The sequence below is a fragment of the Streptococcus sp. genome (assembly GCF_030825805.1).
Classification (GTDB): Bacteria; Bacillota; Bacilli; order Lactobacillales; family Streptococcaceae; genus Streptococcus.
Map to the genome: position 1 here is coordinate 36,371 of NZ_JAPJPF010000002.1, position 11,351 is coordinate 47,721.

The 11,351-nt window shown below is 43.6% G+C and carries 9 protein-coding genes and 2 pseudogenes; 9 read left to right on the forward strand and 2 right to left on the reverse strand.

What is annotated here, in order from left to right:
* Positions 1-10: 10 nt before the first annotated feature.
* From RCH62_RS00710 to RCH62_RS00735, 6 genes and pseudogenes are all read left to right on the forward strand, one after another.
* Positions 11-1,303, forward strand: a pseudogene (locus RCH62_RS00710) (PTS transporter subunit EIIC).
* Positions 1,290-2,150, forward strand: coding sequence for an alpha/beta hydrolase (locus RCH62_RS00715; RefSeq protein ID WP_306474385.1), 861 nt, complete (start codon positions 1,290-1,292; stop codon positions 2,148-2,150). Before RCH62_RS00710 ends, RCH62_RS00715 begins: the two are co-directional and overlap by 14 nt.
* A 110-nt stretch (positions 2,151-2,260) precedes the next feature.
* Positions 2,261-3,406 carry a DUF4767 domain-containing protein gene (locus RCH62_RS00720; protein WP_306474386.1) on the forward strand — a complete coding sequence of 382 codons (1,146 nt, stop codon included), beginning with the start codon at positions 2,261-2,263 and terminating at the stop codon, positions 3,404-3,406.
* Between the two features lie 159 nt (positions 3,407-3,565).
* Entirely contained in the window at positions 3,566-4,294 is a 729-nt protein-coding gene (locus tag RCH62_RS00725) for an ABC transporter ATP-binding protein (protein WP_306474387.1), read from the forward strand.
* On the forward strand, positions 4,287-5,804 hold the full coding sequence (locus tag RCH62_RS00730; RefSeq protein ID WP_129822168.1) for an ABC transporter permease/substrate-binding protein: 1,518 nt from the start codon (positions 4,287-4,289) through the stop codon (positions 5,802-5,804). Before RCH62_RS00725 ends, RCH62_RS00730 begins: the two co-directional genes overlap by 8 nt.
* Before the next feature lie 226 nt (positions 5,805-6,030).
* Positions 6,031-6,968 (forward strand): annotated as a pseudogene (locus RCH62_RS00735) (AEC family transporter).
* A gap of 48 nt (positions 6,969-7,016) precedes the next feature.
* On the opposite strand, the gene RCH62_RS00740 reads toward RCH62_RS00735, so the two are convergent.
* Positions 7,017-7,349 carry a glucuronide permease gene (locus tag RCH62_RS00740; RefSeq protein WP_287514823.1) on the reverse strand — a complete coding sequence of 111 codons (333 nt, stop codon included), beginning with the start codon at positions 7,347-7,349 and terminating at the stop codon, positions 7,017-7,019.
* A 31-nt stretch (positions 7,350-7,380) separates the two neighbouring features.
* Positions 7,381-7,926: a TetR/AcrR family transcriptional regulator gene (locus tag RCH62_RS00745; RefSeq protein ID WP_287514825.1), complete on the reverse strand. Its 546-nt coding sequence runs from the start codon at positions 7,924-7,926 to the stop codon at positions 7,381-7,383.
* Positions 7,927-8,062: 136 nt separating this feature from the next.
* Here RCH62_RS00745 and RCH62_RS00750 point away from each other — a divergent pair, with 136 nt between their 5' ends.
* From RCH62_RS00750 to RCH62_RS00760, 3 genes are all read left to right on the forward strand, one after another.
* Positions 8,063-8,965 carry a cation diffusion facilitator family transporter gene (locus RCH62_RS00750; protein WP_129822166.1) on the forward strand — a complete coding sequence of 301 codons (903 nt, stop codon included), beginning with the start codon at positions 8,063-8,065 and terminating at the stop codon, positions 8,963-8,965.
* 112 nt (positions 8,966-9,077) lie between these two features.
* Positions 9,078-10,172 (forward strand): ferrochelatase, encoded by a 1,095-nt coding sequence (gene hemH / locus RCH62_RS00755; RefSeq protein WP_129822165.1) that lies wholly within the window; start codon positions 9,078-9,080, stop codon positions 10,170-10,172.
* An 89-nt stretch (positions 10,173-10,261) separates the two neighbouring features.
* Positions 10,262-11,299 carry a zinc-binding dehydrogenase gene (locus tag RCH62_RS00760; protein WP_306474388.1) on the forward strand — a complete coding sequence of 346 codons (1,038 nt, stop codon included), beginning with the start codon at positions 10,262-10,264 and terminating at the stop codon, positions 11,297-11,299.
* The last annotated feature ends 52 nt before the right edge of the window (positions 11,300-11,351 follow it).

The window sequence follows — 11,351 nt, forward strand, 5'->3', positions numbered from 1 at the left end:
AGGAGCAAGAATGATAAAATATTTGGTGCAAAAATTTCTCTGGTTTCGAGAGCGTGGATTTGTACAAATCACCCAGAAAACCTTGGTATCTCTCTTTCCATTTTTACTTTTCTCAGCAATTGTTCGCGTGATTTCCCAGTCCTTCTTTTCAGATAGAGGCTATATAAATATGCTCTTTTCTGTTTCGGACTGGTTCCCGGGCTTTCAGCTTACGGGTCAAGTCTTGTCCAATCTTTCTAATTTTACAAGTGGTTTGGCTGGACCTTTAGCAACCTATTTTGCAGGGAAATATACAGCTGGACATTATGGGAGAAGTACAGGAACGGCTGGTGTGACAGCTCTTATGGTCAGTTTTCTTGTTAGCTCACAGGGATTATTGATGGGGCCTCTTCGCGATGGGCAACTATCTCACATCAATCTACCTGCGACGACCAATATTTTCTTGGCGATTTTTTTAGGTTACCTAATTGGCCAGATTTTTCGTCTTTCCAAAGCCAGTGACGACCAAATCGTCAATAAAGACTTTATTTATCAACCCAAGACTGTACGTCCGATTTTCTTGTCTCTGCTCTTAGGAGTCAGTTTAAATGGCCTCTTAGTCCTGGGCAATCAGTACCGTGTCTTTTAGACCATCGGTCAATTTTTCAGTTCACTGACCGTGACCAGTCATCACCTCCTATCCACTTTTGTCATGGGACTCTTGAATGGCTTATCGGGTTGGGTAGGAAACAGTCAGGTTTTTGCCTTGAACTCGATAGCGGATGATAGTTTTGCCTTGGAAAATCTGACTTATGCCGTCACCAATCATACGACGACTGGTATTCCTTATCTATACACCTTGACCAATTTGTACCGCAGTTATGGCATGGTGGCAGGAGTTGGTGCCGTCCTAGCGCTTTTGGTTGCAATCTTACTGGTTTCACGAAGTCAAAAGGACAAGAAAGTTAGTTTCCTTAGTATCTTTCCAAGCCTCTTTAACAATGGCGCTCCTTTTATGGTAGGAATCCCAGTCCTCCTCAACCTGCTATATGTGATTCCCTTCTTATTGATCCCCTTGGTCAATATGGGAATTGCAGCTCTGGCTTTGTGCTTCAAACTGATGCCAGCAGCTGTCTATCCAGTGCCAGATGGGACACCAAGCATCCTTTATGCTTTTATTGGGACGGGAGGAAGCCTGAGAGCTTTAGCTGTGAGTCTCCTCTGCTTTGCCCTAGACGTAGCCCTTTATATTCCCTTTGTCCGTATGGGCAACCAAGTTCGGAAAGATTTGCTAGAAGAAGGAGGAAACCATGAAAATCTCTAAAAAAACAGCGCTGGTCTTCACCTTGGTCTGCCTTTTCTTGATTGGCTTGGCTGTGCCTTCTTATAGCTGGACTCGAAAAAATGTCCAGAAAATCGAAAAATTCTATAATTCAAAACTATCGCCTATTATCATGATCCCGGGAAGTTCCGCTACGGAAAATCGCTTTGATGGCTTGGTGACCAAGCTCAACCAAGACCGGCAAGGAACCAAACACAGCCTGCTCAAGGTCAAGGTTTGGAATGATGGGACCATTACTTATAGTGGGAGTATTGATGCCAAGGACAATGAACCGATTATCATCATTGGTTTTGAAAACAACAAGGATGGCTACAGCAATATCAAAAAGCAAGCCAAGATGGTTAACCAAGCTTTTGAAGCCTTGCAAGAAAAATATAACTTCAATAACTTTAAGGGACTGTCCCACTCTAATGGAGGCTTGATTTATACTGCCTTTATTGAAAATTATCTAGGGGATTATGATGTAGATCTCAAGACCCTCATGACCATTGGGACCCCTTATAACTTTACCGAGACCAACATCAAAAATAAATCAGAGATGTTGGCGGACTTTATCAAGAACAGAGAAGCTATACCGACAACTCTCCATATGTATTCAGTAGCAGGGACCATTACCTATGACTCAGATGAGTTGGTTCCGGATGCTAGTGTATCGGCTGGTAAGTATATCTATCAAAATCAAGCAGCTAGTTATACAGAGATTACGGTGACAGGAGAGGATGCGCAACACTCAGACCTTCCGACCAATGATGAAGTGGTCGCCTTGATCAAGCAACACATTGAGAGTCAGGATCATCAAAATCGGCAGGAGCAGAAAAATCCGAATTAAATCATATATACTAAGAAGGTTTTACACAAATTATTAGGTGTAGCCTTCTTTTTGGGTATAATATAAAGAGAAAAGTACAGCTATCAAGGATGACACAAAAGGAGAAACTTATGAAACGAAAAGAGAAATTAGGAGCAGTCATTCTCCTAGCAGCAGGACTTGTTACGGTTGGTTGTAGCAAACGAACTCCTCGACATTCTAGTCAGTTGAATAACAGTTCGGAAACAACGTCTTTATCATCTTCTAGTAAAAAGGTCACTAAAAAAGAAGTAAAAAAAGATTACAAGAAGTTGTACCAGCCTGTATTTGAGGATTATCAAAAGATTTTGACCTCGCCAAAGGATACAGCAAGTATTGCAAGTCTCTATCAAAGTTTACAAGCAACTGGGCGTCCAATCAATAGTTGGGCAGTCGAGAATGCGGTCAACCAAGCGGATGAAATGCGCTATGCCTTTGCGGATTTGAATAATGATGGGATAGAGGAACTGTTGATTGCAGACCTAAATGTGAGTGGCAAATATTTCTTAACCGGTCTTTACTATTTGCAAGCTGGGAAACCAGTCCTTTTAGCAGAAGGGTTCGTGGCAGGTCATGGTGGAGCAAGAAATGCTGCGCTTGTCTATAAAGAAGGAGAAGTCCTAGAGCTTAGCTGGTCCTCAGGAACGGGGCAAGGTTATGGGACTCTTTATCGACTTAATGCCAAGCAAGAGCAAGCGACTATCCTCCAAGAAAAAGAGATTCAAATACAAGCGAATGATCTTGGAGCTGATTTTGGAAAAAATGCATCTGATCAAATTGATTTAAGAGGTCTCGATTGGCAGGAATTTGAAGTTTCTGGTCGTACAACTAAATCAGAAACACAACTAAAAGCTCCTTGGAATGCCAACAAATCGGCGAAACTCGAAACTTTTATAAAGGACTGGGGGGGAAGACTAGGACAACCCAATTATCAAAAGGGAATCGCAGGAGGAGACGTTGGGGCTGACCATCTCTATATCCTTGGGGATGGACCAAGTGAGAAAATGAATGCCGAGTATACGGATACAGGTCTAGGAAATGCCCAGTACCGAATTGTAGAGCGTTATAGCAATTGGGATAAATACCCGGATGTTCATAGTTACTTTTTCGCTATCACCAATACGGGAGAACCGATCGTCTTTCATTCAGATACAACTAATGGAGGACAAATGTATCTTAAACCGACAGAAAATGCTGAACTCCAGGCAGAGTTCAAACGCTTGGTGGAAGAAGAATAATTTTCATTATCCAGAGTTTGGTCTTGGTCAAGCTCTTTTTCTTCAGCATTTGAAATCAAATCAATTGACAGATGTAATGGCGAGTATTACAATTTCATGTATAAGTTAAAGACTAGGAACTTCAGTTGAGATTAATGAAGAAAGTAAAGAGTAATCTGAATGATTGAATACAAAAATGTAGTCCTGCGCTACACGGATAAAAACATTTTAAAAGACGTCAATCTCCGTATTGAAGATGGAGAATTTATGGTTCTTGTGGGACCTTCAGGATCTGGAAAAACCACCATGCTCAAGATGATCAATCGTCTTTTGGAGCCGACAGATGGCAATATTTATATGGACGGAAAACGCATCAAGGACTATGATGAACGAGAGTTACGTCTTTCTACTGGTTATGTTTTGCAGGCCATTGCTCTCTTTCCAAATCTAACTGTTGCGGAAAATATTGCTCTGATTCCTGAGATGAAGGGCTGGAGCAAGGAGCAAATCACCTCTAAAACCGAAGGACTTTTGGACAAGGTTGGTCTGCCTGCTGCAGAGTATGCAAATCGCAAGCTAAGCGAGTTATCGGGTGGGGAACAACAACGGATTGGCATTGTGCGGGCCATCATTGCAGAGCCAAAGATTCTATTGATGGATGAGCCCTTTTCAGCCTTGGATGCTATTTCACGCAAGCAGTTGCAGGCTCTCACCAAAGACTTGCACAAAGAATTTGGTATGACGACTATCTTCGTAACACATGATACAGATGAAGCCTTGAAATTAGGTGATCGGATTGCGGTGCTACAAGAAGGAGAGATTGTGCAGGTGGCGGATTCTGATACCATTCTAGCCCAACCAGCCAACGACTTTGTTGCGGATTTATTTGGAGGTGCTCACCATGTCTAAACTAGTTGCAACCTTTCAAGAACGCTTTGGAGACTGGCTCACTGCACTGGGGCAACATTTGCAACTGTCATTACTGACCTTGCTCCTTGCGATTTTTCTAGCTGTTCCACTGGCTATTTATTTAAGTAGTCGCAAGAGAGCCAGCAACTGGGTTTTACAGCTAGCTGGGATCTTCCAGACCATTCCTTCCATGGCCCTTTTGGGGCTCTTCATTCCCATCATGGGAATTGGAACACTTCCTGCCTTGACAGCTCTCGTTATCTATGCCATTTTCCCCATCCTTCAAAATACCATCACCGGTTTACAAGGGATTGACCCAAGCCTTGAAGAAGCGGGAATCGCCTTTGGGATGACCAAGTGGGAGCGACTCAAGAAGTTTGAGATTCCCTTGGCCATGCCCGTCATCATGTCTGGGATTCGGACAGCAGCTGTGATGATTATCGGGACGGCTACCCTAGCTGCCTTGATTGGAGCAGGGGGACTCGGTTCCTTTATCCTTCTGGGGATTGACCGCAATAATGCCAGTCTGATTTTGATCGGTGCCCTGTCTTCTGCCTTCTTAGCTATCGCCTTTAACCTTCTTCTTAAATGGATGGAAAAGGCCAAACTGCGGACCATCTTTGCGGCCTTTGCGGTCATGATCCTGGGATTGGGAGCTAGCTATACACCAAGTCTTCTTCCCAAACCGGAAAAAGAGAACCTAGTCATTGCTGGGAAGTTAGGACCAGAACCCGAAATTCTAGCTAACATGTATAAGATATTGATCGAGAAAAATACGGATATGACAGTGACGGTCAAACCGAATTTTGGAAAGACTACCTTCCTCTATGAAGCCCTGAAAAAAGGGGACATCGCTATCTATCCAGAGTTTACAGGGACCGTGACCGAAAGTCTCCTCAAGCCAGCACCACAAGTCGGTCATGATCCAGAAGCAGTCTACAAAGCTGCCCGAGATGGGATCAAGCGACAAGACGACCTAGCCTTGCTCAAACCCATGGCTTATCAGAATACCTATGCTGTCGCAGTGCCTAAGAAAATTGCCCAAGAGTATGGCCTCAAGACCATTTCCGACTTGAAAAAGGTGGAAGGGCAACTAAAGGCGGGCTTTACGCTAGAGTTTAACGACCGAGAGGATGGAAACAAGGGCTTGCAGAAGGTCTACGGTCTTCATCTACAAGTCTCCACCATGGAACCAGCCCTTCGCTACCAAGCTATCCAGTCTGGCGATATCCAGATAACAGATGCTTACTCAACAGATGCCGAGCTGGCTCGCTATGACCTGGTGGTCCTTGAAGATGACAAGCAACTCTTCCCACCTTATCAAGGGGCGCCCCTCATGAAAACTGCATTGCTCGAAAAACACCCTGAGTTGGAAGCTGTTCTCAATAAGTTGGCTGGTAAAATCACAGAGAAACAAATGAGCCAGATGAATTACCAAGTCGGAGTAGAAGGCAAGTCAGCTAATCAAGTGGCACGTGATTTTTTGATTCAGGAAGGGATCATCAAGTAATAATGCGAATTTTAAATTGAAAAAAACTTTATTTAAGTTACTTACCTAGGATTTCTCTATGAACCTGATCTATTTAATGCTTAAAGGTTACTAAGAAGGAGAAAAACGGATTACCAAAAACTCATTAGAGGTGGGGCATTTTGTCCCACCTCTTTTTGTGATATACTAGAATAGTTTTTGAGACTTGTAGAAAAACTGTCATTTCAAAAAAGTAAGAGGAGAGAACATGGACATCTTTTTGAGGAGCATATCAGGGATTCTCGTTATCCTGGGCATGATTTTAGTGGGCTTTGTCATCGGTGAAAAGGTTGGTTTGATGACAAGTCACGTGGCCTACTCGCTAAACTGGTCACTCAAGTTGCTCTTCCCTGCTATATGCTCTACACCATCACGCAGCGCTTCACAGCAGCAGATCTACTTAAAATGTTGCCAGCCTTGCGGTTTCCTGCCCTGTCTATGGTTATTTTGCTTGGCATCGCGACAGGAGTAGCTAGGATCTTTGCGGTGAAACAGGACCGTCGTGGCCTCTTTATTTCCATGTTTTTTAACTCCAATACCATTTTCGTTGGGCTCCCTATTAACCAAGCCCTCTTTGGAGATGCCAGCATTCCCTATGTTTTAATCTATTACATGTGTAATACGACCTTTTTCTGGACTTTGGGAACATACCTCATACAGCGCGATGGTGAGGGAGAAGCACAGTTTGATCTCAAAACTAGTCTGAAAAAAGTCTTTTCTCCGCCCCTGATGGGATTTATCTTGGGGCTAGTCATGGTGATGCTGCATATCAAGCTGCCAGCCTTTATAGCCAGTGATTTGCAGTATCTGGGTAATTTAACGACCCCCTTGTCTATGATATTCATCGGTTTGTCAGTGTCTCATATAGGTGTGAAGCAGTTTGTTCTGGGAAAAGATCATCTATTGATTCTACTAGGTCGCTTCCTGGTTGCCCCTCTCTTGATGGCGACCATCGTCTACTGGGCCCCTCTTCCAAGCTTGATGAAGCAAGTCTTTATCATCCAGTCTGCCATGCCTGTGATGACCAATGCGCCAGTTGTTGCCAGACTCTACGGAGCTGATAGTGATTATGCAGCAGTCATGGTGACAGAGACGACCCTTGCAACCATGGTGGTGATCCCTATTCTCATGCTGTTGATGGGCTAATAAATAGAAAATACAAAAGCTCAAGTTTTCAAAAAACTTGAGCTTTTCTTATATGAGAGCTAATAAAAGCGTAATCACCAGAGCGATGCTCATCCGAATCAGGTGGTAGGCTGGGTGGAAGTTTCCTTTGTGTTTTCCATTCCAATAGGCCCCGTAGCAAATCAAACCACAGCCGATCAGCCAAAGGAATAAAGCAACAATCGATAAAAAAAAGTAGAGAATGAGAGAAAAGGTCGCAAGGCAACTACCAATGAACAGAAGCTGATTTCCTAGAGTATTCTTGCCCTTTCTTAATTCTGAAAGGCTGGCCAATAAATGAAGGACAGGAAAGGCAAGGGCTAAGAAGGCTGTAAAAATACCAAGAAGAATAAGGAGGTTCATAAGATTTCCTTTCTAGCTAGAAAAATGATGTTTATTCTTGTTTAGCTGTCATTTCCATAACATCTAAATAAAAGCTAACAACTTCTTGCTCGTTATAAGCTTTCCCTTTCCTCAACCACCAGGTCAGGGTTTCGATGAAGTTAGTAACGACAAAGTGCTTGAGGTAAGAAGTTGGAATTCTAGGATGAGCTGTTTTTAAATCATCTGCCACCATAGGAAAGACATGGGCTTCTAATTCCTTATGAAGTTGACGGAGAAAGTAATCATTTTTGGAGAGAAGGAGGCTGGTTACGTGGTCTTGATTTTCTCGGAAATGGAGAAAGATGTGAGCCAGGTAGTCTTCTGCAGCTAGGTGTGCCTCTCTCTCAAACAAGTGATGGAATAGGTAGTGGCAGAGTTCGTCAAGCAAGAGTTCCTTGCTTTCATAATGACTGTAAAAGGTAGATCGCCCAACATCTGCCCGATCAATAATATCTTGAACAGTCGTCGCTTGATAACCTTTACTATTTAACAGTTCTAAGAAGGCTGTATAGATCGCTTTTTTTGTTTTAGCAATCCGCCGGTCGGTTTGACTCATATAGACAATTCGAACAAACTGTTCAATAACTTACACAAAGAACGGTTTGTTTCTATCCTTTCTTAGTAGAGTGGGAGATAATACTAGTGAGTAAATCATCTATTCCCATTATACCATATATTAAAGGAGGTCAAAAATGAGTTCTAAATTTGCTGTTTGGCTGGCTTTTGTCTTAAATTTTAGCTTTGCCATCATCGAATTTATCTTTGGCGGTCTCTTTGGCTCCAGTGCAATCTTAGCGGATGCTGTCCATGACTTGGGAGATGCCTTGGCTATTGGTATCTCAGCTTTTCTCGAAAGTATTTCCAATCGAGAGGAGGACAGCCACTATACCCTGGGCTACAAGCGCTTTAGCCTCTTGGGGGCCATCCTGACAGCAGTCATCCTCATAACAGGCTCTAGTCTAGTCATTCTAGAAAATATCAGCAAGCTTATCGAGCCTCAGCCGGTGGATCATGAGGGGATGCTTTGGTTGGGAGTCATTGCGATTGCCATAAATCTAACAGCCAGTCTCATCGTCCGTAAGGGGCAGACTAAGAATGAATCCATCCTGAGTCTCCATTTCCTTGAGGATACACTAGGTTGGTTGGCAGTGATTGTCGTCGCCATCATCTTGCGCTACACTGATTGGTACTTCCTCGATCCCCTCTTATCTCTTTTAATTTCTGCGTTCATCTTGTCCAAAGCCCTTCCACGTTTTTGGAGTACGCTCAAGATTTTCCTCGATGCTGTGCCAGAAGGAGTGGATATCCAGAAGATCAAGAGTGATTTGGAGCAGTTGGACCATGTGACTAGTATCAATCAGCTCAATCTCTGGACCATGGATGGCCTGGAAAAAAACGCCATTGTCCATGTTTGTTTAGAGCATGTCAAGCATATGGAAGGCTGTAAAGAGTCTATCCGCACCTTGCTTAAAGACTGTGGCTTTCAAAACGTCACCATTGAGGTAGATGAAGACTTGGCAACCCACCGTGCTCACAAGCGCAAGATCGAAGAGCTGGAAGCCAGTCAAAGTCATGGACATAATCATCATCATTAAGAATCGTTATGCAAACTCTTAGAGCTCAGAGCTAAGAGTTTTTTTGATACCAAGTCCCCTAAAGTAAGCCTTTTCATGGTAAAATAGAACAAACATGGAACAAGGAGTAGTTATGAGTAAAAGAGCTGTGTTGATGATGACCTTTGGGTCGCCAGAAGAGATTACCTACGAAGGAGTAGCAGAGTTTTTCACGAATATACGCCGTGGGGTTCGTCCTGAACCACATGAAATTCAGACTTTATATGACAATTACGTCCGAATCGGTGGAACGCCGCTCCAAAGGATAACTAGAGAAGAAGTGGACTTGGTTGCTACTGCTCTTGGAAATCAAGCGTCGGTATACTTTGCCAACAAATTTTCCCGCCCTTTCATCACAGATGTGATCAAAGAAATGGAGTTAGATGGAATTAAAGAGTGTTTGTGTTTGATTCTAGAGCCCCATTATTCCTACTATTCTGTCATGGGTTATGAAAAATTTCTAGAAAGTGAGCAGATAAAGTTCCAAATCATCAAGGACTGGTACCGCGAACCTGACCTACTCCACTATTGGGCTGATGAGATCCAAAAGATTGTAGATCAAATTGGAGACGACAGTTATAAGGTGATTTTTTCAGCCCACAGTGTCCCAGTTTTGGCACTAGATTTTGGTGACCCTTATATCGACCAGATTTATGACAATAGTCGCATGATTGCAGAGATTTTAGGGCTTGAAGAGGAGCAGTACACCAATACTTGGCAGAGTGAGAGTGATATAGGTATTCCTTGGATTAAGCCAGATGTCTTAGAATACCTGCGAGATGAGAGGGAGCATCCTGACCACTATATTTTTGTTCCGATTGCCTTTATTAGTGAGCATATTGAAGTTCTTTTTGATAATGATGTGGAGTGTCAGGAGCTATGTCAGGAGCTCGGAGTGGCTTATCATCGACCTCCTATGCCAAATAGCGATTCACGACTGATTAAAGCCCTTCTGTCAACCATTCAGTCTCATATAGATGGTGACTATAGTGACTATCAACCTCAGCTAGAGACTTTTGATGAGTTGGAAGCTCCTTCAAGTACAGGTCAGATTTTGGAAGCAGAAAAAGATATTCAAATGCCCGATTTTGTCAGAAAATTGATTGATAAGAAAGGCCGCGATAATGTCAAAATGCCCTATTTGATTAAGAAAATGCTAGAAAAGAAGTATGGAAAAAAATATGATTAAAAGATGGAGTTTTAAATCAGGAAGTGGGCTAGAGCTCGATAAAAAGTGTATACTATAGGTAGGTAAGCAATAGAAAGTAGGTTGTTCCTATGAAGAAAACAGTCTATACAAAAGCTGGGCAAGTGGGTCTAGTAGAAGTAGAACGTCCACACATCGAAGAACCGGATGATGTTATTCTCCGCATCGTCCGAACATGTGTCTGTGGATCCGATCTCTGGAGCTACCGCAATCCAGATATTGAAGCGGGGCACCAAAATAGTGGCCACGAGGCTATTGGGGTTGTCGAAGAAATCGGTGAGGCCATTACCACGGTCAAACCAGGAGACTTTGTCATCGCGCCTTTCACCCATGGCTGTGGGGAGTGTGATGCCTGTCGTGCAGGCTATGATGGGACGTGTGACCGCCATATCGGCACTAACTGGTCTGATGGGGTTCAAGCAGAGTACATGCGCTTCGAGTATGCTAACTGGGCTCTTGTCAAGATTCCTGGGCAACCATCAGATTATACAGAAGCCATGCTCAAATCCTTCTTGACGTTAGCGGATGTCATGCCAACCGGTTACCATGCGGCGCGTGTAGCAGACGTGAAGCCTGGTGACAAAGTAGTGGTCATCGGGGACGGTGCCGTTGGTCAATGTGCAGTGATCGCAGCCAAGATGCGGGGAGCGTCACAAATTGTCCTCATGAGTCGCCACGAAGACCGCCAACAAATGGCTTTGGAATTTGGTGCGACAGCAGTCGTAGCGGAGCGTGGCGAAGAAGGCATTGCCAAGGTCCGTGAAATCCTCGGAGGAGGAGCAGATGCGGCTCTTGAATGTGTCGGTACCGCAGCAGCTGTTGATCAGGCCCTTGGGGTTCTTCACAATGGTGGACGTTTAGGTTTTGTCGGTGTTCCTCACTACAATAACCGTGCTCTTGGTTCGACCTTTGCGCAAAATATTTCTGTTGCAGGAGGCGCTGCTTCCGTGACAACTTATGACAAACAGTTCTTGCTGAAAGCAGTGCTTGACGGCGATATCAATCCAGGACGCGTCTTTACCCATAGCTATAGCTTGGACGAGATTGATCAAGCTTATAAAGACATGGATGAACGCAAGACCATTAAGGCTATGATTGTCATTGAGTAATGAAAAAATTCTAGTAGAGGTTGTCTACTAGAATTTTTTTGTAGTGAAATCA

Coding starts and splice junctions, on each gene's coding strand:
- RCH62_RS00715 (WP_306474385.1), top strand. CDS start 1,290: ATGAAAATCTCTAAAAAAACAGCGCTGGTCTTCACCTTGGTCTGCCTT.
- RCH62_RS00720 (WP_306474386.1), top strand. CDS start 2,261: ATGAAACGAAAAGAGAAATTAGGAGCAGTCATTCTCCTAGCAGCAGGA.
- RCH62_RS00725 (WP_306474387.1), top strand. CDS start 3,566: ATGATTGAATACAAAAATGTAGTCCTGCGCTACACGGATAAAAACATT.
- RCH62_RS00730 (WP_129822168.1), top strand. CDS start 4,287: ATGTCTAAACTAGTTGCAACCTTTCAAGAACGCTTTGGAGACTGGCTC.
- RCH62_RS00740 (WP_287514823.1), bottom strand. CDS start 7,349: ATGAACCTCCTTATTCTTCTTGGTATTTTTACAGCCTTCTTAGCCCTT.
- RCH62_RS00745 (WP_287514825.1), bottom strand. CDS start 7,926: ATGAGTCAAACCGACCGGCGGATTGCTAAAACAAAAAAAGCGATCTAT.
- RCH62_RS00750 (WP_129822166.1), top strand. CDS start 8,063: ATGAGTTCTAAATTTGCTGTTTGGCTGGCTTTTGTCTTAAATTTTAGC.
- hemH (WP_129822165.1), top strand. CDS start 9,078: ATGAGTAAAAGAGCTGTGTTGATGATGACCTTTGGGTCGCCAGAAGAG.
- RCH62_RS00760 (WP_306474388.1), top strand. CDS start 10,262: ATGAAGAAAACAGTCTATACAAAAGCTGGGCAAGTGGGTCTAGTAGAA.